The organism is Neobacillus sp. PVCKKU3 (assembly GCF_058323225.1).
The window spans coordinates 1-23,643 of record NZ_JBLVQN010000036.1; the positions used below are offsets into that span (position 1 = coordinate 1).

Genomic DNA, 23,643 nt, shown 5'->3' on the forward strand with positions numbered 1-23,643 from the left:
CAATAAAGTTGAGTTGATTAGCTCAAAAATGTTACGTTGGCTTCACTTCAAAAGAAATGAATAATTATTGTTTGTTGACGTTTTTGTTTGTTTAGTTTTCAAAGAACTATTTTTTAAAATCGCTTCGTCAGAAGCAACTCTATTAATATATCACATCGTTTTCTCGAAGTCAACTACTTTTTTGAAGTATTCACTATCAATTTGTTGTTAACTCGTCGGTAACGACTGCTTTAATATATTATCACCCTGGATTAAATTCGTCAACTGTTTATATAGACTTTTTTCAAAAAAAATAACCGGCCCTTATAAAGAGCCGGTAACCTAATACATTACTTTGTTATTTTAATAATACCTTCTTGCTTTATGTCTACAAGCCCCTGCTTTTCAATAACTACTTTTTCGCCTTCAGTTAAATTAGTAAAGACGATTGGTGTAATCGTTGATTTGGCATGCTCCTTAATATAGGCAATATCAAACTTTAACAGCGGCTGGCCTTTTGTTACACGGTCATTTTCAGACACCAATGTTTCAAAGCCTTCACCCTTCAGGTTAACCGTGTCGATACCTACGTGAACAAGAATTTCACGGCCGTTATCAGAAAGAATGCCTAGGGCGTGCTTGGTTGGGAACAGGTTAACAATTTTACCATCGACAGGAGATACAACCATGCCTTCCTCAGGAACAATTGCAAAGCCATCACCCATCATTTTACCTGCAAATACTTGATCCGGTACTTCAGTGATCGGTTTGATTTCCCCTTTAATAGGAGAAACAAATACATCTTCACCCTTATGTTCAGATTGAAGCGCTTCAGGGTTTACCTCTTCAATTTGCTGCTGCACGCCTTTTTCCGGCGCATTGACAGCGGTTGTGCGCGGACGCTTTCCTTCCATTATATCCTTCATTTGACCCTTAATCGTTTCAGAACGCGGGCCGAAGATAGCCTGAATATTATTGCCGACCTCAAGGACACCCGCTGCCCCAAGCCGCTTCAATTCATTTTTGTCCACGTCTTTAATATCATTAACGGATACACGAAGGCGGGTAATACATGCGTCTAAGTGAGCAATATTTGCTTTGCCGCCCATGGCATCTAATATATTAGAGGCTAAATCGCCTGAGCTTGCTTTGCCAGTCGGCGCCTGGTTTTCTTCTTCCTCCAGTTCGCGGCCTGGTGTTTTCAAATTAAACGTGCGAATCGCGAAACGGAAACCAAAGTAATAAATAACAGCAAACACAAGACCGACAGGAATAACAAGCCAAGCATGCGTTTGCGGGTTAATCAACCCGAATAGAATGTAGTCAATTAAACCTCCCGAGAAAGTCATCCCGATTTTTACATTTAACAGGTGCATCGTCATAAATGACAATCCAGCAAAAATGGCATGGATTCCGAATAGCACAGGTGCTACGAAAAGGAATGAGAATTCAATCGGTTCAGTGATACCTGTTAAGAAAGAAGTTAAGGCAGCAGATGCCATTAAGCCCCCGACAAATACTTTCTTCTCTGGTCTTGCTTCATGATAGATAGCAAGCGCTGCAGCTGGAAGACCGAACATCATGAACGGGAATTTACCTGTCATAAACGTACCGGCAGTCAAATTCTTCACGTGGTCTGAAATCTGAGCCATAAAGATTCGCTGGTCACCGTGAACTACCTCACCAGCATGAGTTGTATAGCTGCCAAACTCATACCAGAATGGAGCATAGAAAATATGATGCAGTCCAAAAGGAATTAATGAACGCTCAATAACCCCAAAGACAAACGCCGAAAGCGTTAAGTTTGCATTTACCATGTTATTAGAGAACGCATTCAATCCGTGCTGGATTGGAGGCCAAATAACCAACATGATTAAACCCAAAATGATAGCTGTTCCTGCCGTAATAATCGGAACAAACCGTTTACCGGCAAAGAATCCCAAATAAGAAGGCAACTCAATTTCAAAGAACTTATTATATAATCCTGCGGCGATAATACCAACGATAATCCCGCCAAATACACCTGTCTGGAGGGTAGGAATCCCGAGGACACTAACATAGCTCGTGCCATTAATATCCTTTGCATCAATTCCTAAAACTGTCCCCATTGTGACATTCATAATCAAGTAGCCGATAATCGCTGCAAGTCCGGCTGTACCTTCTCCGCCAGCTAATCCGACAGCAACCCCGACAGCAAATAGCAACGGCAGGTTACCAAAGACAATATCTCCGGCATTTTTCATTACATTAGCAACCATTCTGACCCCTTCATTATCTAAGAAAGGTGCCAAATTTAATAAGGCCGGGTTAACAAGCGCTGCACCTAACGCCAGCAGGATCCCTGCAGCCGGCAGTAATGCAACCGGTAACATTAATGCTTTACCGACTTTTTGTAAGACGCCAAAAGCTCTCTTAAACATATTTAAACCTCCTGAAATTGTATTCTAGCTCATTAAATGAATGCTTTTTATAAAAAAGACGCAAAAAAGGCATGAGCAAAAGACCAATTGAATGAAGATATGGGTATAGAGTTCCCATACATCCTCATTTCAATCAATTTTTTACTCATGCCTGATCGAATCAGTAACACGTAAATGGATGACTATTTAAATTTGTTTTGCAGCCGCTGCAAATGCATCGTCAGATAGACAGCTTCTGCATCGAACACTTTCATTTTTAAAGCTTGCTGCATTACCTTAATGAGCTTCCATGCAAGATTATAGCACACCGGATATTCATCCTTCAATAGGGAAGCGATTTTTTCTGGCTCTTCCACTTTTTCCCCATTTCTGACACGTTCTATCGTAAAACGAAGATGGCGGACAAGCCTCATATAATCAATGCTTTCCTTATCAATTTCAACCAGTAACTGCTCTTCCACCATATCCACTAATCTGCTGATCAACTGGGAATGCTGATTAACCTCAGAAAGATTCTTATTCGTTATGGCACTATGAATGTGGAGAGCAATAAAACCAATCTCACCCACCGGAAGTTCAATACCGGTTCTATCTTTAATCAATTCCACGACTTCCTTCGCCACCTCATATTCATGACGATAGAGCGCTTTCGTTTCGACCAAGAATGGATTTCCCATTTCCATCCCTTGCGAGACACGCGTTAGCGCAAACATTAAGTGATCGGTTAAAGCAACATGAATATGTTCATTTAACTCTGAACGAGTACGCTGCTTTATTAGGTTAATGGCGGAAATGATTACTTCATGAACATTTTGGTCAATAAAAGGAAGAAGTTTAATATAGTTTTCCTGCTCTTTTTCATTTTTAAGTACAAAAAGTTTTTCAACTTTTTCCGTATCTATAAAATCGCCCTGTTTACGGTTAAAGCCAATGCCTTTGCCGATAATGACAACTTCCTTGTAGGCAGGGTGTTCAGCAATCAATACATTATTATTTAAAGCTTTATTTATCTGAAGTTTTGCCATACCCTTAATCCTCATTTCGAATAAAAACAATCAGTATTACCATACTAAAAGACGCCCATCAGGAAGTCAACGACAAAAAAGGAACTGTGAAAAATATCCACAGCTCCTTTATAAAGGATTTATTTTAAGAAAATAAAATACAGTACAAAGATAACAAAGAAGAAGTACATAATCGGATGAATTTCTTTCGCTCTGCCCTTTACCAGCATGGTAACCGGATAGAAGATGAAACCGATCGCGATTCCAGTTGCGATACTGTAAGAAAGCGGCATTGCAATGATGGTTAAAAACGCCGGAACGGCAATTTCAAACTTAGTCCAGTCAATTTTTCCTAAAGAAGAAACCATCAGTACCCCAACAATAATTAATGCAGGAGCAGTAACCGGTGCTGTAATGACTGATAATACCGGGAAGAAGAATAATGATAAAAGAAATAATGCAGCAGTTACCAGTGACGCAAATCCTGTTCTGGCACCAGCAGCAACCCCCGCTGTTGATTCGATATACGAGGTGGTTGTTGATGTTCCAAGTACAGCACCGACAGTTGAAGCAACAGAGTCAGAAACCAAGGCTCTTCCTGCATTTGGAAGTTTGCCATCCTTCATTAATCCTGCTTGACCGGCAACCGCAACAAGTGTCCCTGCGTTATCAAAGAAATCCACAAACAAGAAGGTAAGGATAATACCAAGCATAGCTGTTGTATAGAACGAACTGTCTCCAAAGGAAGAAAACGCAGCACCAAAGGTTGGTGAGATACTTGGTACATGGCCAATAACTTTGTCAGGAACTTTAATTTCGCCAAAAATCATTCCTACGATTACTGTGATGATCATTCCGTAGAATACCGCACCACTAATTCCTCTTGTCATCATGATAACTGTTACTAAGATGCCAAAAATGGCCAATAATGTCCCTGGGGCTGACAAATCTCCCAGACCAACAAGTGTTGCATCATTGTTCACGATAATTCCAGCACTCTGTAATCCGACAAAGGTAATAAATAAACCGATACCAGCACCAACTGCATGTTTCAATTCAATTGGAATGGCATTAATAATTTTCTCCCGAAGACCTGTCAGCGTCAGTAAAAAGAAGAATACGCCGGAAATGAATACAGCACCCAAAGCATGCTGCCAAGGAATTCCGCTTCCTAGTACCACTGTATAAGCGAAGAAAGCATTTAATCCCATCCCCGGTGCTAACGCAAGCGGATATTTACCGAGAAGACCCATAATAATCGAACCTAATGCCGATGCTAATGCTGTAGCTACAAACACTGCTCCATAATCCATTCTCATTGCATCAGGAAGATCTTTAACAGATGCAAGTGACAGCGTTAATGGATTAACAACCAAAATATAAGCCATTGCTAAAAACGTAGTCAGTCCGCCCATAAATTCGCGGCGGTAATTTGTGCCTACTTTTTCAAACTCAAAGTACTTTTGCATTTTTATTCCCCCTGTTTTTTCCCTTATTTTATGCAAAAAAACGTTCCGGCATTCTACCGGAACGTTGACTCTTGGCAGGTGAAAACAGAGAAAAGAATAAAAATGCCTCTCTATTAAACACTGCCTCGTAGTCAAGCCATTTACGGTGGCTCGGTAGAAACTTTTGGGCCATATCCCCAATATTATACGACGCAATTCGACAATATCTTCATTTGACTTTTTTTATTTTAACAGCGTTTTTTATGTTTGTAAACAATAAAAACGAACGATACTAAAAAATATTTTTAGCATCGTTCGTTTTTTCACTTCCTCTTATTCCCATTCAATTGTTGCAGGTGGCTTGCTGGTGATGTCATAGACAACGCGGTTGATGTGCGGGACCTCGTTTACGATTCTTGTTGAAATGACTTCAAGGACATCCCACGGAATCCGTGCCCAGTCAGAAGTCATGCCGTCAATCGAGGTGACTGCGCGAATCCCGATTGTATAATCATACGTACGGGTATCCCCCATGACACCGACGCTGCGTATATCTGGAAGCACGGTGAAGTATTGCCAAATATCGCGGTCAAGCCCTGCCTTTTTAATTTCCTCGCGGAGAATCCAATCTGATTCGCGGACGATTTCTAATTTATCTTCCGAGATTTCACCAAGGACACGAATGCCAAGGCCCGGTCCCGGGAATGGCTGTCTCCAGACAATCTCATCTGGAATTCCAAGCTCAGTACCTAAGGCACGTACCTCATCTTTAAATAAAGTGTTTAATGGTTCGATTAATTTAAATTGCATGTCCTCAGGAAGCCCGCCAACATTATGGTGAGATTTAATCGTTTGCGCTGTTGCTGTACCGCTCTCGATAATATCGGTATAAAGCGTTCCTTGTGCTAAGAATTCAATGCCCTCAAGCTTGGCCGATTCATCATCAAACACATAAATAAATTCATTGCCAATAATTTTCCGCTTTCTCTCAGGGTCAGAAACACCCTCTAACTTTGATAAGAAGCGTTCTTTAGCATCTACCTTGATGACATTCATATGGAAGCCTTCAGAGAATGTCTTCATAACGCTGTCTGCTTCGTTTTTCCGTAATAAGCCGTGATCGACAAAAATACAGGTTAACTGATCGCCAATGGCTTTATGAATTAATACGGCAACAACCGAGGAGTCTACCCCGCCGCTTAGCGCACACAGAACTTTTTTATTTCCGACAGTTGTACGGATTTTTTCCATTTCCATTTCAATGAAGTTCTCCATTGACCAATCGCCGCTGCAGTCGCAAACATTGAATACGAAATTCTTTAAAAGTTCATTACCATAAACAGAATGGCGCACTTCCGGATGGAATTGAACAGCATAAAGCATTCTGTCCGCATTGCTCATCGAAGTAATCGGACAGGATGGGCTTGTTGCATCAACAGTAAACCCTGCCGGCGCTTCCACAACAAGATCGCCGTGGCTCATCCAGACAACCTGCTCTTCCGGCAGACCGCCAAATAGCGCTGATTGATTTTCTACCTTCATTGTAGCTTTTCCATACTCACGGTGCGTCGCTTTTTCAACCTTGCCGTCAAAATGAACGGTCATTAACTGCATACCATAACAAATGCCAAGAATCGGCAGACCCATTTCAAAAATTTCCTTGTCGCAGCGGAAGGAATTTTCGTCATATACGCTGTTTGGCCCGCCGGAAAAGATAATTCCCTTCGGATTCATCTTACGGATTTCTTCTGCTGTAATTGTATGCGGATGAAGTTCGCTGTAGACACCAAACTCGCGAATTCGGCGTGTGATTAATTGATTATACTGACTTCCAAAGTCTAACACGACAATCATATCTTGCTTTCCAGACAACATGCCCACCCCTATTTTTATAAAAGTTAGTTTAGTTTTTCCCGTTTTTTCATAAAAAAATAAAAAAACTAGAATTCCCGCCCATAAGAAAAAGGAAGGCAGAATTCTAGTTTTCTCGTAAAAGATTATACTTAACCAATTCTGCCTTCATAGTCAGGCCCTTTACGGCGGCCCGGTAGAGACTCTCGAACCCTATCTTCGAGGATATATGAAGGTTTACACCTATTAAATTACACCATATTGTAACAATAGGTTGTTTTTTTGGTCAAGCGATAGTCTTTTTGATTAAATTTTCCCACAATTCCCGCGCTTCCTTCCAGCTTCCCTCGGGCAGGCTTTGATTGTATATGTACTGCTCATAACGGTGCGTTAAGCGCGTCATTTCCCTCGTCGAGAAGAACGTGTCGATATAGTGGGCATAGTTACGAAGTGTTTGATTTTCCTTACGTTTTAACCCGTAACGGGCGAGCTGACTTAGTAAAATCAAGTAGGCTGCACCAATGGTTTCATCCTTTTTCCTAAAACGGTACCGCAGCATGACGAGATACGGGAACCATTTGCCGCGAATTCGATACAAAAGCGCAATAACAGCAGCAGCAAGCACGCCGCCAAACACAATCCATTTCCACTCATTTTTGAAGAACAACTGAATATTTCTCCAGATATCCCTGATATCAAAGGAGTTATCTTTCTTTACATTTGCTGTTTCTTCGAGCGGCTTCTTTTCCGGTTTTTTAACAGGTGCAGGCGCAGGGGTTTGCGTATTTGTGGAAGTCTGCCCTGATGTAAAGTTAATGTTAATACTGTTTGAGAACCCTTTTGTCGGTTCAAAGGGAATCCAGCCTTGTGTCGGGATAAATACCTCTACCCAGGAATGAGCATTATTATTAGTGATTGTGTAAAGCTCCTTCGTTTCGTCATCCCGGCTGTATTCTAGGAACTCTCCTCCCGTAAATCCCTTTACCCAGCGGGTTGGAATGCCAATCGAGCGGAGCATGACGGCCATTGAGCTGGAAAAATTATCGCAGTACCCTGTTTTCGTATCGAATAAAAATTGGTCCACATAATCGTCTTTTCCCCCTGGGATCGCAACATTTTTCTGGTCATAGGTGAATTCTGTATTTCCAAAATACCGCTCGACCGCTCTTGCCTTATCGAACCAATTCGTTTCGGATGCGGTGACCTCTTCTGTTAATTGTTTGATTCTCGGCGGCAGCTCTTCCGGAATCTGGGTATACCTTTTGTAAAACTCCTCGTTCATCACAGCCGGGTCATAGCCTGTCGTTTTTCTTAAATCTACAGCTTTGTATTTAGGCACTTTAAAGTCAACGGTATAATCCACATTGCCGATATTTCTGATTTTCTCCGTATTTGTATCAATTTGAATCGGATATTGTTCAGGCAGCTTTGGTTGGAAATCGATGAACTTTTGAATTCCGGCCGGATAAACAACAAAAGAAACAAACTCTCCAGCCGGCTTAACTTTAGCTGTTTCATTGGTGGTTTCCACATTACCTGGAATAGATAATACCGGCACTAAATCAGACTGTCTAAAATCAATGGTTGTCGATCCCGATGCAAGCCAGCCCTTTCCGGTATATACATCCTTCGTTTCAACCTTCCAATAATTCTTGCCATTCGACTCAACCGTAAAAACAGTGGTATCATCCGCAATAAACGGACCGCCCAAATGGGAGTCATTCGTCCCATAGCCAATCCGGCTGATACCGCCGATGCCATCTCCGCCTCCCTTGTTACCCGCCGCTTTTAAATAAGGAACCGGGTCGGGCCAAATCGGCGCTGCCTTCGGGGCAGCAATTCCAACAATCACACTTAAGGCAACCATAATAACAAGCGGCACCATCCATTTTTTTATAAATGCGGAGTCGCTGTTGATATTTTCTCTTCGGTTGATGCGGAAAAACGTCAGCATGCCCATCACCGCAAATCCAGCTGCCACAGTCCGGACGATAGCAAATTTGGCATCATAGATGGTAAACGTATCGAGAACCGTGATAAACAGTAACGTCATAAAGAAAAAGATAAAAATCCGCTGCTGCCTTAGTAGCCAATAATGGATGAGATAGACCATGATCCACATCAAGATAAAAAACAGCAGGGTGCGGAATTCATTCGATAGCTCATTCCAGTTCCTAGCCACAATGGACCATAAGTTATTGATGATATCTTCGGAAAAGGACCCTAACCACCCGGAGTGAAAAAAACCTCCCTCGTAGTGGAACCGATTAATCGAAAAAAGAATGAAAGCAATCTTAATCAACCATTGCCAAAACCATCTCATTTGCAGATAGGACAGGGCAAACGCAATAATCAAAAAAACAATAAATATTTCAATATGGTCCGTATCTGTTAATTGTTCCACCGGCCTAAGCCATTCCCATAGCAACAAAAATCCAAAGGTATATAAAAGAAGGGTTGGGAGATCTCTTTTCATTAATATAACGTCACCTCCGAGAAGGCAGCTTCGAAATGACCGTCATGAACCAATATCACTCGGACGCCGCGGGCGTTTGCAACTCCAATGAGCGAGCGTTCATTGCCGTCAGGCGCTTCATGTTCACCTTTGATAAGGAAAAGGGTAATCGCCCCTTTTCTTTGGCCGTGAAAGCTGGCTTTTTCAATCAAAGGCTTGGTTAACTGGGCTGTGACGAGCATGAATGAAACGGTTTGCTGAATAAATAGGCCATCTGCTTCAATGACCTTTTCTAGCGGTGAAAAGCTTTTTGCCTCGATTTTGGCGAGATGATAGAAAAGCTGTTGCAGCTGCTGTTCCCCGCCTCTGATTGGAAACGAGGCTCGTTCCTTGCTGATGGTAAGAAGACCTGTTTGCGCCCCTTTTTTCAAAACAGCCCTTAGTAAGGAGGCCGTGAACGAAACTACTGCTTCAAAGCGTTTATCCGGTACACAGTCCATCACCACAAATACATCATGAGACTGCCGCTGTTCAAACTCTTTTGTCATAATCTCATTCCGCTTGGCCGTTGCCTTCCAGTTAATCCAGGAAAATCGGTCGCCCGGCTGGTAGTCCCTGACGCCGACCGCCATGGTCGTATCGCGCTGGACCCGTTCCCGGGATGCTGTCAAACCTTGGTCATACTGATGCTCAAAGGGGCGGTAAAGGAGCTCGGTATAGGCCGGATAGACAATGATTTTCCCTTCAGCTGAGTGTGTTTTTTCCTTTTCAAATAAGCCGAGCGGGTCGCCTGCCCTAAGGGTAAAGGTTTGAAAAAAATGCTCGCCGCGCGGCAATTTATCGATGGTATATTCATAGGTAAACTCTTTTTTAAACCCGGGAAACAGAATGGCCTTCGGGGAGCTGTCTTTATCGGCATATTCTAATGATTGGTCCAGGTTATCTTGGACGATTAAATAAAATAACGGAAAGCCTTTCGACCTTTTTATCTGGACGGTTACTTTTAACGGCTCCCCGGCGTTGTAATCCGTTTTGGGCAGAACCCTTTTGACTTCCAGTTCGTTCAAAGAATAAAAGGAAAGTGCAACGCAATAAACCGCAAACGGCAGGAAGCTGTAAAACAGAAACCAGCTGACAAATCCCCCTTGGAACATGGCATAGGAGAAGGTCAGGAAGATCAAGAAAAATAACAGGATAAACTTCCAAGCCCTTTTGGTGAATTTCCATAGTTTTTTCATTTTACTTCACAAGCCTTTGGACAGGAACGGGAACTCTGTTAACCACACGGTTCACCACTTCCTCCGAGGTGATCCCTTCAAATTTAGCTTCCGACTTTAAAATAATCCGGTGCGACAGGACGTATGGCGCTAAATATTGAATATCATCCGGCAGCACATAGTCACGTCCAAAAATAAAGGCATAGGCTTGCGCAGCTTTCATCAGAGCAATGGATCCCCTTGGGCTTGCGCCGAGGTATACACTTCCATATCCCCTTGTCCGGTTAACAATATCCACGATATAACGCTTGATCGTATCATCGACAAAAACGTCTTTGACCTCTTGTTGCAGCGCCCGCAGGCCCTCCAGATCAATAACAGGCTGAAGGTCCTCGATTGGCGGCACTTTTTGCGCCCGATTCAATACTTCGATTTCTTCCTGAATGTCCGGGTAGCCCATCTTCATTTTTAATAAAAAGCGGTCAAGCTGTGCTTCCGGAAGCGGATATGTACCTTCATATTCTATTGGGTTTTGTGTCGCCATGACGAAAAACGGTTTTTGGAGTTTGTGGGTCACGCCGTCAATCGTGACACTCGCTTCCTCCATGCCTTCGAGTAGTGCCGACTGCGTCTTCGGCGAAGTCCGGTTAATCTCGTCCGCGAGGATAATATTACCCATCAGCGGGCCAGGGCGAAATTGGAATTCCATTTCCTTCGGGTTATAAATGGACACCCCGGTTACATCTGATGGCAGCAGGTCCGGAGTGAACTGGATTCTCCGAAAGTTGGCATTGACGGATTTAGCTAAGGCACGGACCATCATCGTTTTTCCAACACCAGGGACGTCTTCAAGCAGAACATGGCCTCCTGCCAGCAGCGCGACAAGGCTTAGTTCCGCGACATTTCTTTTTCCAATCATAACCTTTTCAATGTTCGCGAGAATTTTATCTATTGTGGGATTCCATTGTTCATGGGCCAAGGCTGACTCCTCCTTATTCAAAAAACCAAATAATTACATTCCATCTATGTATTCGATTTATCTTTGGAAAATTCCTGTGAAAAAGACACAGATATTTCAACTATTAGACGGATGATACGGAGGAAATGTTTCTTACTTTTCTGTTAAATTGTAAATGTACGTTTTAACAAGTTTATACACATAACTCTGGCCTGCTTTTTCTGTATCGGGGTTGTATTTTTCACCGTTTACAATGTTATTAGAGACAATTCGAATCCCCAAGAACGGGACTTGGAAGCTTTCTGCAACTTGGGCGGATGATGCTGCTTCCATTTCTTCCACTAAGGTGCCGAATAGGCTGTTCAGCCAAGCGATTCGGTCCACTTCGTTATTCCAAACATCCGCTGAACCGATCGTACCTTCGACAACTTTTCCTTTGTGATACTGGTCCGTTATTTTCATAGCATCAGCAAGCAATGCTTGATCTCCTTCGAAGTAGCGGATTTGCCCCGCCTTTACCTCTTCTTCACTTTCCTCTGAAGCGGTTAAGTCCATAGGCATCCACCTAGTCGGGGCAATCCCTTGATTTTTCCCTCTTATTTCTGTTTTAAACGAGCCGATATTGGTCACTCTTTTTCCAACAACAATATCAAAAACATGTAAATCAGGAACATGGCCGCCTGATGTACCTTGATTAATAATAGCAATCGGGTGATATTTGACGATGGCAATGGCCGTAGCTGCCGCGGCATTTTCCATTCCTTTTCCTGTTTTTGAAACGATAACCGGATAGCGGTTGATTTCGCCTTTATAAAAAACAAACGATCCATACTTTTCTTTTTTAACTTTTTCTAATCCCTGAATTAACTGGTCAACCTCGACCGGCATTGCCCCTTGGATAACGATCGGCCTTTGTGCTGATTTTGCGTGTACCTCTATTTCGCACATTAAAAATAGGTTTAACAAAAATAAGGCTGCTGCCATTATTTTTCGAACAATCATACAGGCAACTCCTTTCACAGAATCATTCTAATAAAACAAAGCCCTCCTTATTATCAGAAACTAACTCCTGATTTATGAACCGAGTGTTTATCCTGTTATGATAGTTCGAAGACAGGAAAAAAATTTTTATATTTAATCTAAAGAAATGCAAAAAACCACTTCCTAGATTTTATAGGAAGTGGTGTCTGCTAATGTTATAAATTTTACTAGACTGTTTCACCAGCTTAGCAGGAATTACCTCATACAAGATTTATAGAAATTTGCACCTTTTTGAATTGCCTCTTTGGATTCCGGAAGAATACGAGAATGGTGTAAAAAGGCATGGATCACGCCTTTATATTCTTCTAACTCTGCTTTAACATTATTATATGTTAATATATCATATAATAGTTTACTGTCATCCTGAAGCGGATCCAAATCGCCATAAGCAATAAAGCACGGGGGCACTCCTTTAGTTAAATCATTCGAAAAACAGTCATAGTAACGTAAATCTGCATTTCCGTCACCTAGATACATTTTTGAATAGGCCATTAAATCTTTACGGCTTAATCCATCATAATCTCCACCAAATAAGCGCATTGATTTCGAGTCAGTGAGTCCATAAGCACCGTAATAAAGAAGTAAAGAACGTATATAAGACACATCTTTCTTTGTATCCCGCAAATATAAAGCCGTTGCTAAGGATAAATTGGCTCCACCTGAATCACCTGCAAGGGTAATATCATCCCTATCAACATCATATTCTTCCGAATGACTTCGCAACCAATCAACTAAAAAAGCACACTCTTCAACTTGTGCAGGGTATTTAAATTCAGGAGCTAGGTGATAGTCGATGCCTATTACGACTGATTCCGTTTCTTCCATTAACAAGCGCATAATTTTACTATGTGTGTCAAGATTCCCTACTACAAACCCGCCGCCATGGATATAAACAATTGAACCTTTTCCAGTCCTTCGCATTGGGTAGTGAAAACGAATTGCAATGGGTCCGTATGGTCCTTCCACCTCTAAATCAAAGGTTTTTCCCGGTTCAGGACCGCCTTCGTTCCAAAACTTTCTTTCCTTCACATAGTTTTCACGCATCTCTTCAAAAGTTACATCAGTTGAAAATGCATCTTCAACAAGTTCATTTTGTTTTGTTAATGTTTCTAGCATTTTAGAAGTCATCATTTGGTAAGCATTATATTTGTTCGGTTCCAATTTTTCTAGTCTCCTTCAGTGTTATTATTTTTTTCAAATAATAACTTTACGTTCCACACGATAAAAAGTAACATTCCGATTTGTAGCACTTTTTCTGCAATAAGTTGCCAGCCATGTAGATAATATAAATCCATCCTGTGTATTCCCCCTCAACATAAAATTATACTTGCGGCTTATCTTTCAAAAGCTGTTTAATGAATGCAGTGATCATTAATATAAAGAAAAACAAATACGGATACGATAGAGTAGTGGCCAAAGATTTTACCGCATTTAATGCATCATTTCCACCCAATGTAGTAGCAAAGATACCTGTTAATGCGATAATGGTCATGAGTATGACCCACACGCCACTTCTAACAGGGGCTGCTTCTTTTCCTTCTATATCTGTCATTCGCGCTAATGATAAAGCGGCACTTGTCACTGTTGTTGAAATAAACATAATCAAGAGTACGATTGTTGCAATGGAGGTTAATTTTGGCCAAGGCATGGTCTGTAATATAGCAAAGAAGGTCATATCTGGGCTTTCCATAGCGTGCTTAGCAATTTTTCCAGTTCCCAAAACGGCATCTAAAAGGGCAATTCCACCAAACGAAGCATGCCAAATCAACATAAATAGTACCGGTATTGTCATTGTGGCGAAGGCAAATTGGCGAATCGTCCTGCCTTTTGAAATAGACGCAATGAATACCCCCATAAAAGGTGTCCATGAAATCCACCACATATTATTGGCAACATCCCATGTGGTTGTATAGGTAGGGTCCTTACTAAATAAAAACATATCGAAATTTCTTGGGATCAGTTGATCAATATAGGTTCCCAGCAATTGCACAACTTGATTTAATATATAACGCGTTGGTCCAAATAATATGGCAAAAAGCAAAATGACAATGGCCAAATAGACATTCCAATCGCCTAACACTTGCATTCCCTTACCGACTTTCTTAGTTGTGGATGCAAAAAAACAGACGATAAGCAAAACGATTAACACAAAATACGGAAGGACTCCTTTAATAGAAATGTCCATTACCAGGTTAACCCCGGTAGCAATCTGTACACTTCCCAACCCCATTGTGGCTGCAATGGTCATGGCAGAACATACAATGGCTAATATATTCATCGTGTTTTTGGTTGCAGGGACCCATTTTCTTCTTCCGAAGCTTTTTTCAATGACATCACCCGGTAAATAGCGGATGTTATGTTTTGTAACGAAGTAAGCCATAACTAAACCCACAACACTAAAAATAGCCCACACAGAGACACCCCAATGGTAAAGAGCTGTCCCCATTGCTTCTCTGGCTGCTTCCATTTTATTTGGAGCTTCCGTACTGCTCGGTGCTAAATAATAGGCATAAAGAGGCTCATTTACGCCAAAATAAATGATTCCTATACCAATGGAGGATGTAAATAACATCGCTAGCCACGAAAACATAGAATAATCCGGCTTGGTATCTTTGCCGCCTATGACGACCTTCCCGTATTTTGAAATTCCCAATGCAACTAAAAATCCCATACATAAAACTGGAATTAACATGGCAGTCCACCCATACTGAGTAGCAAATAGATTCTGAATAAAGGTCATAATTTTCGCAAGTGTACTCGGGCTAATTAACGAAAAGATAGAAAAAAATGCAGTAATTAAAGCAGAAATAAGGAAAATAGTCGTGAAAATCTTTGGTTTTTTTACAGTAGTCTCTTTTATGACAGTCTCTCCTTGCACAATAATCCTCTCCTATCCTAGCATATATTAATTAAAAGGTTACTCCGTTTATTCTATCAATCTCTCTAAATATTTTAACCAAATAGAATTTTCCAATAATTTAGAGCGTATTATGTTAAAAAATAATATTTATACAGTTAATTTCTCACCTATAAGAACGGCCAGAATTTCCGTCACCTGATCACCGACTTCAGAGGTGGAATTGGTCCCCTTCATATCAGGCGTCAATACCTTGCCTTCCACAAGCAGTTCCTCGATGGCATCAAGGACCAGCTTGCCATAGTTTTCATATCCAAGGTGATCTAACAGCTGACTCGCTGACCAAATCGTTGCCAGCGGATTAGCCAATCCTTTACCTGCAATATCCGGTGCAGAGCCATGAATTGGCTCAAACATCGATGGGAAGTTTCTTTCTGGATTAATGTTTGCACCGGCAGCCAGTCCAATTCCTCCAGCTAAAGCTGCACCTAAATCTGTTAAGATATCACCAAATAAATTTGAAGTAACCACCACCTCAAATCGTTTCGGATCGGTAATCATCAGCATCGCTGCTGCATCAACGAGATAGGAAGCCGTTTTCACATCCGGGTAGTCTTTGCTGACTTCCTCAAATACTTGGTCCCAGAAAACCATCGAATAGTTTAAGGCATTTCCCTTACTGATACTAGTTAGAGATTTACCTTCTTTTCTTGCTGTTTCAAAAGCGTAGCGGATCACCCGTTCAGTGCCTTTGCGGGAAAACACTCCGGTTTGCAGCACGACTTCATTTTCTTGGCCCTTAAATAACCAATCACCAGCCCCGGCATACTCTCCCTCACTGTTTTCGCGGATAAACAGCATGTCCACATCTTTCCGATTAATATCATTCAATGGACATGGGGCGCCATTGATTAACTTAATTGGACGGATATTGATGTATTGGTCAAAGCTTTTTCTGATTTTCAACAACAAGTCCCATAAGGAAATATGGTCAGGTACACCCGGAAATCCGACTGCACCTAGAAAAATGGCGTCAAAGCCCTTGAGCTTTTCGATTCCATCCTCATCCATCATGACACCGTGTTTAGAATAGTACTCACAGCCCCATGGAAAATATGTGTACTCGAACTTTAGGCTGCCATCTAACTCTGCAATTTTATTTAAAACCTTTATTCCTTCCTGCAATACCTCGGGGCCGATTCCATCCCCGGGTATTACAGCAATTTTATATGTGCTCATTATTTGTCTCCTCGGTTCCAAACAACTAATTTCAATTCTGTCATTTCCTCAACTGCATATTTGATCCCTTCGCGTCCAGTTCCGCTTTCCTTCACACCGCCATATGGCATATGGTCTACCCGGAAAGTAGGAATGTCGTTGATCATCACCGCCCCGACTTCTAGCGTTTCACTTGCAAGCAAAGCCTTATCAACATTTTTTGTATAAACCCCAGCCTGGAGCCCGTATCTTGAATCATTTACATATTCAATTGCTTCTTCAACGGAACCTACCTTATTCACAATTACAACCGGAGCAAATACTTCCTGGCAAGACACCTTTTGTTTCGGGTCAACATTGGTTATAATAGTTGGCTCTAAAACCCCATCTTCTGTAAGCTTACCGCCAGCTGCTATCACTGCGCCATTTTGCTTCGCTTCTTCAATCCAGTATGCCGCGCGCTCTGTTTCTTTTTTTGAAATTAACGCTGATATATACGTATCAGGGTTTAACGGGTCACCTATTTTTAATAATTTTGCCGCCGCCGCAAACTTTTCAACAAATTGATCATACACATCTTCATGGGCATACACACGCTGTAAAGAAATACATACTTGGCCTTGGTTGGAGAAAGCCCCCATCACACAGCGGTCGATGATTTGATCAATATTTGTGTCTCTATCCAAAATAACTGCTGCATTAGAGCCAAGTTCTAAAGTTGTTCTTTTCAACCCCGCCTTATTGCGAATCGCAATTCCAACTGCCGGGCTGCCGGTAAATGTAATCATCGCAACTCTGTCATCGCGGATGATCGCTTCCCCTACAACCGAACCAGAACCTGTTACCACATTTAATACACCGTCCGGAAGGCCTGCCTCTTTGAAAAGCTCTGCAATGTAAAGAGCGGATAATGGTGTTTGCGAAGCCGGTTTTAACACAATGGAATTACCTGATGCAATCGCCGGACCAACCTTATGGGCTACTAGATTCATTGGGAAGTTGAACGGCGTAATTGCACCAATAACTCCAATCGGCTTGCGGACCGTATACCCGATTCTTCCTACGCCGCCAGGAGAAGCGTCAAAAGGAAGGGTTTCCCCGTGAATTCTTTTTGCCTCTTCCGCTGCAAATTTATAGGTTTCAATTGTTCTTGAAACCTCTCCTCTCGCAAAAGAAATCGGCTTAGCTGACTCTCTTGAAATAACTTCCGCCGCTTGGTCTAACCTTTCTTCCAAGAGTTTTACGACATTTTCCAAAATAGCTGCCCGCTGATAGGACGGCATTTTGGAAATTACCTGAAATCCAGCTTGAGCTGATTTTATGGCGTCCTTTGTCAGTTTTTCATCTGCCATCGCAATCTCAGCAATCAGTTCTCCAGAATATGGGGAGTAAAGAGGGGCATATTCTGCCGCCTCTACATCTGCTCCATTAATAAACAAATGCTTTTTCTCAGCTGCTGTCACCTTACTCATCGTCCTAACGCCTCCAACACCATGTCGTGGAATTGTACAATTGCCTTTTCGGAGGAAGAATAAACTCCTTGGTTAAAGGCACGGGAACGGAATCCAATCTGCTCCAACTCTACTAACTCCACATCTTCTTGTCTTACTTGCTCGGCAAATGTGACAAGGTCCTGTTCTTCTTGGGATAAATTCTCATCCCTGAAGTAGTAAGTGTATACTCCTAAAGTTGTTTCGTGGTCAATCGGAACCATTTGAATGGTTGCCATATTGGCAGGTCCTGGATAGATCGTTACCATTAGGTTTGGCCATAACCAGTAGAACTCCCCGCCTTGGAATTCTGCTTCATTTAAGTCAGTTGTCCCCATTGTTTTATCCGGTTTAACCACTGATGCTTGAACGGAATAGTTTTGGCAAGTAACAATTTGATAGTTTTTCATGTCAAGAGTTGCTACAAAGCTAGGGTGTGCAACATGGCAGTGGTCACACTCTAAATAATTGTCGATAAACGCTTTCCAGTTTGCTTTAATCACACGCGTTTTTTGGTTAATTCTCTTAAGTTCGCCTAAGAATGGGAACTTTGCTAGACGATCGAAGAAATCGCCGTACACTTCAGCTAAAGGTGCAGCATGATCATCAAGATTAACGAAAATGAGTCCCTCTCCAATTTCCATTCTTACAGATCGTAAGCAGCGGTCGCTGACACAATGGGCATCCTCGCCAGTGAAGTTTGGTGCCTTATTCAACTGTCCATCTAAATGGAATGTCCAGCCGTGGTAGCCGCAGGCAAAAATTTTCTTCGTTCCAGCGTCTTCTTTTTCAAGTTTTGTTGCACGGTGCGGGCAGACATTGTAGAATGCACGAATCACTTCGTCTTTGCCGCGGGTAACAAGAATTGGCTCGCCTGCAACTTCACAGGTAAAGAACTGGCCGACTTTCTCAACTTGGCTTACATGACCGACTAACTGCCATGACTTAGCAAACACATCATTCATTTCCTGCTGATACACCTTTGGATCTGTGTATAAATCATAAGTTAATGATCTTTCATAAACTTTGTTGGATTTGTTAACGACTGGATTATAAGTTGCCATACTAAATCTCTCCTTTTATTCTTAAGATTTTTTATTAACAAGATAAATTGCTATAAATCTTCTAGATTACTAGATTGAGTCAGAAACAATTCATCTTACTTGTTCCTAATAAACGGGGAATACATAATAAACCGTTTACAAAGGAACGAATATTTTGTTAAATTGTATTAGTGTGATTTAAATCACTTATCTTTTCTTATTGCAAGTATCGTGCCAATTATTAAAAGCGCGTAATAATTAGGAAAAGTGTCAATTTTCATTCACTTTTTAACTTTGAACCGAGTTATTTTCAACTCAATTGAATTATAATAAACTCAAGCCGACGAAGGAGCTGTCCTCCTATGTTAGAAAATATCCACATACCTGAAATAACAGGTGAAACATTAAGAAAGATCTTAGACCATTCCTCTGATGAGATATTTGTTATTGACCGGGATCAAAGGATTATTTTTGTTAATAGTGTTTGCGAAAAGCATTACGGTTTAAAGCCAGAGGATGTGGTCGGAAAACAAAATGCGGAATTACTTGAAATGGGGTATTGGAAGCCCTCGATTATACCTTTGGTTTTTAAGGAAAAAAAGCCAGTTACGATCAGGCAATCCACCTATATTGGGGCTGAGCTATTAACGACGGCAGTTCCGATATTAAACGAGGAAAATGAAATCGAACTAATTGTCACGACCTCACAAGAGATGCAAACGTTTAAGCAGATTAAAAAAGAAAGAGAAAATCATCCAGCAGAATCTCCACACTCCACTCCAATCACGAATTGTCAAAAGATGAAGGACATTCTGAAGGTCTGTGAAAAAATTGCGAAGGTAGATTCAACCATATTAATTCAGGGTGAATCCGGAACAGGAAAAGGCGTACTGGCTCAGTACATTCATGATATAAGCAAGCGGAAAAACAAAACATTTCTGAAGCTTAACTGTGCAGCCCTGCCTGAAGACCTGCTCGAATCAGAGCTTTTCGGTTATGCTGAAGGAGCATTTACCGGTGCAAGCAAGCATGGTAAAAAGGGATTACTGGAGATAGCAGATCAAGGGACATTGTTTCTGGACGAAATTGGTGAGCTTCCTTTGTCGCTGCAAGCAAAATTATTGCAGGTTATCCAGGAAAAACAATATCTGCCGATTGGCGGTTACGAAATGAAAAAAGTGGATGTCCGGATCATCGCAGCTACAAACCGAGATTTAGTTGAAATGGTGGGGAAGAAACATTTTCGCGAGGATTTATTTTACCGTTTAAATATCATCGATATTCACCTTCCACCGCTAAGGGAGCGCAGAGAAGACATTATTCCCCTGACCTATAATTTTTTATATAAATTTAATAAAAAATATGAGATGAATAAAATTATCTCTCAAGATTGCATGGATATCTTTTATGGATACTCATGGCCGGGAAACATCCGCCAGCTTGAAAATGTAATGGAAAGGCTCGTTGTCACCAGCGACTCTACCATCCAGAGGGATGACCTGCCTGAGCTCATTTCGCAAAACATCCAGCCGCAAACTCAGTACAGCCTTCCCGCAAAACTTGACGATGCCATTGAGCATGTAAAGAAAACGTTAATTGCCCAGTCGTATAAAAAATATAAGAGTTCGAGAAAAGTAGCAAAGGATTTAAATATCAGCCAGACCCGGGCTGTAAAGCTAATCAGCCAGTATTGCGGAGAAGTTGAGGAGTAATTGATAGAGGATTTATTCAAAAAAAGGTTGCGGGAGTTCTCCCGCCACCTTTTTTCTTAGCTAATAGGGAATTATGAATATGACCGTCCGCTTTCTGCCACGCCGTGGTTCTCTAGAACCTCCTCAAGCTGCAATTTTTTTCTGTAGACAATTCTAGAGAGGGATACACTCACCTCATATAGGACAAGCAATGGCACAATCACCAGAACATCCGAGAGGAAATCTGGTGGAGTGATAAGAACGGATACGACAATCAGTCCAAAATAGGATAGTTTCCTCGCCTTGGCCAGCCTAACCGGATTGAGAATCCCTAGTCTCGTTAAAAACATGACAATAAGCGGCATTTCAAACAGAAATCCAAACGGAAGTGTAAGGTTGATCATGAACCTGAAATATTTTTCCGCGGTGAACATCGTTTCAAATTGTCCAGCTGACAGTTTGGTTAAAAATCCGAGAACGATTGGAAACAGTACAAAATACCCGAATGAGATCCCCGCTATAAACAGCAGGAATAGCCCAGGTATGAACCTTAAGGTTACTAACCTTTCTTCACGATGCAGTGCGGGTGCCACAAAGCGCCAAATCTGGTAGGCTGCAACCGGAATGGCTGCCGCAATTGCAAATACGGCCGCAATCATCATGTAAACCCAAAGGATGTCACTTGGACCAAGGACTGCCAGTTTTCCATCGAGATTTTTTACAAGCCATTTATATATATCCTGCGCAAAAATAAAACTGGTGATGAGAAAAGCAATAAATGTTAGCAACGTGATAATCAGCCGCCGCCGAAGTTCCTCTAAATGATCTCCCAGATGCAGCTCTTTGTTTTCCATCCTTTGAACCCTCCTATTTTTTACACAGAAAGAGAGCGGACGTGTAGCCTCGCCTGCTCTCTTTCCATTAGTTTTCTTTTTTCACAGCGGAAAGCGCGGGTTTTTTCGCTTCCTCTTTGTTGTCATCAGATACTAAATCCTTTGCAGCACTTTTAAATTCAGTTAATGTCCGACCAAATGCCCGGCCGATTTCCGGCAGCTTGGATGGCCCGAATATGATCAGAGCGATGACAAGCACTAAAATTAATCCTGGAATACCGATATTTGACAGCATTTTGGATCATCTCCTTTTTACGTAATTGGCAGCCACCAGTTTGTTGCAAATAACTATGTGCCATTCATCCATTTTTCTGTTTGATTTAATTAGGAACGGCTTCTTTTTTGCGCTTTTTCTCCAATTGAATTTCATGCGCACGGGCGTGGGCACGGTGGCGGTCTTCTTCCACTTCTGCAGACATTTGGACACCCATAGGCACCGTAGTGGTTGCTATTTCCTTAAGCCCGTTCTCGTCTTTCTCATAAACAAATGATGCTCTTGTTAAAATATCTGCTCCCGGCTCGGTCACGAATGGAACGACACGATAATCGGCGCGCCATTGTTCTGGAGTGACCTGGCAGCGAACGTAACCGCGGTAATTATTAAAGAATTTGATGTGCGGGTTGTCCGCTAAAGTTTTCGCCGTGTCAGCACGCAAATCGGAGCCGTTTCCACCGGAAGTAATCGAAGTCCCGACAAACTCGGCGCCAAAAATTGGAGCATCAGGATTGTTATAATCAGTAGTCAGGTTGCTAGCCCAGCTTGCATGAACGTCTCCTGTAAGAACAATTACGTTATCCATGTTCTTGACGGCAATAAAATCTGTCACACGCTGGCGTTGGGCCGGATAGCCGTCCCATGAATCCATGCTGAATTTCGGCGGAGTACTTGCAGATTTACGCTGTGCAAAGAAAATCTGCTGTGCAAGAACGTTCCAATGAGATTTCGAGTTTCCTAGATTGTCAAACAGCCATTGTTCCTGTTGAGCACCAAGAAGAGTCCGTTTTGGATCTAAGGATTCAGGTGTATGAGCTTTCGATCCATCGCCATTCGCCTGGTCATCACGGTACTGGCGTGTATCAAGGACAAAGAAGTTTGCCAAATCACCATAAGAGAAATCCCGGTATAATTGCATGCCGCCTTCTTGAGGCAACTGCGACCTGCGAAGCGGCATATGCTCGTAATAAGCCTGATAAGCAGCGGCACGACGCTTGATAAATGCTTCAACAGACTGTCCTTTTTCAGGAGTAATATTTGCGTAATTGTTTTCCACTTCATGGTCATCCCATGTCACCACCCAAGGGAATGCAGCATGCGCTGCTCTGAGGTGTTCATCGGAACGATACTGGGCATAGCGGTTGCGGTAGTCTTCAAGGGTGATTATTTCGTCACCTTGATGGGCACGGACATTACCCGTAGGCGAAAGATATTCATTTGTGCCGTATTCATATATGTAATCCCCGAGATGGAACACAAGATCTAAGTCCTCTTTGGCCAAATGCTTGTAGGCCGTATAATAGCCGTGTTCAAACTGCTGGCAGGAAGCGAATGCGAATGTCATGCTTGCTACACTGGCACCTGCTGCAGGAAGTGTCTTTGTTTTTCCAACAGGGCTTAGTTCATTTCCACACTTGAAACGGTAATAATAAACCGTATTGGCCTTTAGGCCGCTCACTTCTACGTGAACAGAGTGTCCGAGACTAGGTGAAGCATGTTCTGTTCCCCGCCCAATGACGTTGCGGAAGTTTTCATCAGTAGCAAGCTCCCAATTGACCGGAACGACATGAGACGGCATTCCTCCGCCATTCAATGGATCCGGAGCTAGTCTTGTCCACAAAACGACGCTGTCTGACAGGGGATCGCCAGAAGCAACACCAAGGGTAAATGGATAGACACTGAAATTTGGAGCAGCTTCTACCTTAAATCCGCCCAATGAATTAGCAATGGCCAGTCCCAGGGACACCCCTGCTATCTTGCCGGCTCCTTGAAGGAAACTACGGCGGTCAATATTTTTCTTCATACTATCTTCGGTAAACTTCCTTACTAGTTCATCCAATGCTCTCTCATTTGTCATGATTTT

Annotated in this window: 17 protein-coding genes and 2 riboswitches; of the genes, 1 reads left to right on the top strand and 16 read right to left on the bottom strand. The window is 42.1% G+C overall.

What is annotated here, in order from left to right; translation table 11 throughout:
* Positions 1–329: 329 nt before the first annotated feature.
* From ptsG to ACNQGS_RS21270, 13 genes are all read right to left on the bottom strand, one after another.
* On the bottom strand, positions 330–2,399 hold the full coding sequence (gene ptsG / locus ACNQGS_RS21210; protein ID WP_491489076.1) for a glucose-specific PTS transporter subunit IIBC: 2,070 nt from the start codon (positions 2,397–2,399) through the stop codon (positions 330–332).
* Between the two features lie 182 nt (positions 2,400–2,581).
* Positions 2,582–3,424, bottom strand: a complete 843-nt coding sequence (glcT, locus tag ACNQGS_RS21215) for a glucose PTS transporter transcription antiterminator GlcT (protein ID WP_491489077.1) — start codon at positions 3,422–3,424, stop codon at positions 2,582–2,584.
* A gap of 119 nt (positions 3,425–3,543) precedes the next feature.
* Positions 3,544–4,872: an NCS2 family permease gene (locus ACNQGS_RS21220; protein WP_491489078.1), complete on the bottom strand. Its 1,329-nt coding sequence runs from the start codon at positions 4,870–4,872 to the stop codon at positions 3,544–3,546.
* Positions 4,873–4,980: 108 nt separating this feature from the next.
* Positions 4,981–5,082, bottom strand: a riboswitch (purine riboswitch).
* 102 nt (positions 5,083–5,184) lie between these two features.
* On the bottom strand, positions 5,185–6,726 hold the full coding sequence (gene guaA, locus ACNQGS_RS21225; protein ID WP_491489079.1) for a glutamine-hydrolyzing GMP synthase: 1,542 nt from the start codon (positions 6,724–6,726) through the stop codon (positions 5,185–5,187).
* 127 nt (positions 6,727–6,853) lie between these two features.
* A riboswitch (purine riboswitch) is annotated at positions 6,854–6,955 on the bottom strand.
* 33 nt (positions 6,956–6,988) lie between these two features.
* Positions 6,989–9,178, bottom strand: coding sequence for a transglutaminase TgpA family protein (locus tag ACNQGS_RS21230; RefSeq protein ID WP_491489080.1), 2,190 nt, complete (start codon positions 9,176–9,178; stop codon positions 6,989–6,991).
* A complete protein-coding gene (locus ACNQGS_RS21235) occupies positions 9,178–10,395 on the bottom strand; it encodes a DUF58 domain-containing protein (protein WP_491489081.1) in 1,218 nt (405 codons plus the stop codon). Before ACNQGS_RS21235 ends, ACNQGS_RS21230 begins: the two co-directional genes overlap by 1 nt.
* A gap of 1 nt (position 10,396) precedes the next feature.
* Positions 10,397–11,353 carry an AAA family ATPase gene (locus tag ACNQGS_RS21240; protein WP_491489082.1) on the bottom strand — a complete coding sequence of 319 codons (957 nt, stop codon included), beginning with the start codon at positions 11,351–11,353 and terminating at the stop codon, positions 10,397–10,399.
* Positions 11,354–11,485: 132 nt separating this feature from the next.
* Positions 11,486–12,316 (bottom strand): 5'-methylthioadenosine/S-adenosylhomocysteine nucleosidase, encoded by an 831-nt coding sequence (locus tag ACNQGS_RS21245; protein WP_491489136.1) that lies wholly within the window; start codon positions 12,314–12,316, stop codon positions 11,486–11,488.
* 252 nt (positions 12,317–12,568) lie between these two features.
* Positions 12,569–13,534: an acetyl esterase gene (gene aes / locus ACNQGS_RS21250; RefSeq protein WP_491489083.1), complete on the bottom strand. Its 966-nt coding sequence runs from the start codon at positions 13,532–13,534 to the stop codon at positions 12,569–12,571.
* Between the two features lie 160 nt (positions 13,535–13,694).
* Positions 13,695–15,251, bottom strand: coding sequence for a BCCT family transporter (locus ACNQGS_RS21255; protein WP_491489084.1), 1,557 nt, complete (start codon positions 15,249–15,251; stop codon positions 13,695–13,697).
* Between the two features lie 129 nt (positions 15,252–15,380).
* Entirely contained in the window at positions 15,381–16,469 is a 1,089-nt protein-coding gene (locus ACNQGS_RS21260; RefSeq protein ID WP_491489085.1) for a tartrate dehydrogenase, read from the bottom strand.
* The gene (locus tag ACNQGS_RS21265) at positions 16,469–17,920 is read right to left on the bottom strand and encodes an aldehyde dehydrogenase family protein (protein WP_491489086.1); all 1,452 of its coding nucleotides are present in this window, start codon (positions 17,918–17,920) and stop codon (positions 16,469–16,471) included. Before ACNQGS_RS21265 ends, ACNQGS_RS21260 begins: the two co-directional genes overlap by 1 nt.
* Positions 17,917–19,002, bottom strand: a complete 1,086-nt coding sequence (locus ACNQGS_RS21270) for an aromatic ring-hydroxylating oxygenase subunit alpha (protein WP_491489087.1) — start codon at positions 19,000–19,002, stop codon at positions 17,917–17,919. Before ACNQGS_RS21270 ends, ACNQGS_RS21265 begins: the two co-directional genes overlap by 4 nt.
* A gap of 341 nt (positions 19,003–19,343) precedes the next feature.
* Here ACNQGS_RS21270 and ACNQGS_RS21275 point away from each other — a divergent pair, with 341 nt between their 5' ends.
* Positions 19,344–20,693, top strand: coding sequence for a sigma-54 interaction domain-containing protein (locus ACNQGS_RS21275; protein WP_491489088.1), 1,350 nt, complete (start codon positions 19,344–19,346; stop codon positions 20,691–20,693).
* 71 nt (positions 20,694–20,764) lie between these two features.
* Here ACNQGS_RS21275 and tatC read toward each other — a convergent pair whose 3' ends face one another.
* The 3 genes from tatC to phoD all read right to left on the bottom strand — a co-directional run bounded on the left by tatC (position 20,765) and on the right by phoD (position 23,637).
* Positions 20,765–21,526: a twin-arginine translocase subunit TatC gene (tatC, locus tag ACNQGS_RS21280; RefSeq protein WP_491489089.1), complete on the bottom strand. Its 762-nt coding sequence runs from the start codon at positions 21,524–21,526 to the stop codon at positions 20,765–20,767.
* 67 nt (positions 21,527–21,593) lie between these two features.
* Positions 21,594–21,800 (bottom strand): twin-arginine translocase TatA/TatE family subunit, encoded by a 207-nt coding sequence (locus ACNQGS_RS21285; protein WP_213148362.1) that lies wholly within the window; start codon positions 21,798–21,800, stop codon positions 21,594–21,596.
* Between the two features lie 85 nt (positions 21,801–21,885).
* A complete protein-coding gene (gene phoD / locus ACNQGS_RS21290; RefSeq protein ID WP_491489090.1) occupies positions 21,886–23,637 on the bottom strand; it encodes an alkaline phosphatase PhoD in 1,752 nt (583 codons plus the stop codon).
* Positions 23,638–23,643: the final 6 nt, after the last annotated feature.

Coding starts and splice junctions, on each gene's coding strand:
- ptsG (WP_491489076.1), bottom strand. CDS start 2,399: ATGTTTAAGAGAGCTTTTGGCGTCTTACAAAAAGTCGGTAAAGCATTA.
- glcT (WP_491489077.1), bottom strand. CDS start 3,424: ATGGCAAAACTTCAGATAAATAAAGCTTTAAATAATAATGTATTGATT.
- ACNQGS_RS21220 (WP_491489078.1), bottom strand. CDS start 4,872: ATGCAAAAGTACTTTGAGTTTGAAAAAGTAGGCACAAATTACCGCCGC.
- guaA (WP_491489079.1), bottom strand. CDS start 6,726: ATGTTGTCTGGAAAGCAAGATATGATTGTCGTGTTAGACTTTGGAAGT.
- ACNQGS_RS21230 (WP_491489080.1), bottom strand. CDS start 9,178: ATGAAAAGAGATCTCCCAACCCTTCTTTTATATACCTTTGGATTTTTG.
- ACNQGS_RS21235 (WP_491489081.1), bottom strand. CDS start 10,395: ATGAAAAAACTATGGAAATTCACCAAAAGGGCTTGGAAGTTTATCCTG.
- ACNQGS_RS21245 (WP_491489136.1), bottom strand. CDS start 12,316: ATGGCAGCAGCCTTATTTTTGTTAAACCTATTTTTAATGTGCGAAATA.
- ACNQGS_RS21260 (WP_491489085.1), bottom strand. CDS start 16,469: ATGAGCACATATAAAATTGCTGTAATACCCGGGGATGGAATCGGCCCC.
- ACNQGS_RS21265 (WP_491489086.1), bottom strand. CDS start 17,920: ATGAGTAAGGTGACAGCAGCTGAGAAAAAGCATTTGTTTATTAATGGA.
- ACNQGS_RS21270 (WP_491489087.1), bottom strand. CDS start 19,002: ATGGCAACTTATAATCCAGTCGTTAACAAATCCAACAAAGTTTATGAA.
- ACNQGS_RS21275 (WP_491489088.1), top strand. CDS start 19,344: ATGTTAGAAAATATCCACATACCTGAAATAACAGGTGAAACATTAAGA.
- tatC (WP_491489089.1), bottom strand. CDS start 21,526: ATGGAAAACAAAGAGCTGCATCTGGGAGATCATTTAGAGGAACTTCGG.
- ACNQGS_RS21285 (WP_213148362.1), bottom strand. CDS start 21,800: ATGCTGTCAAATATCGGTATTCCAGGATTAATTTTAGTGCTTGTCATC.
- phoD (WP_491489090.1), bottom strand. CDS start 23,637: ATGACAAATGAGAGAGCATTGGATGAACTAGTAAGGAAGTTTACCGAA.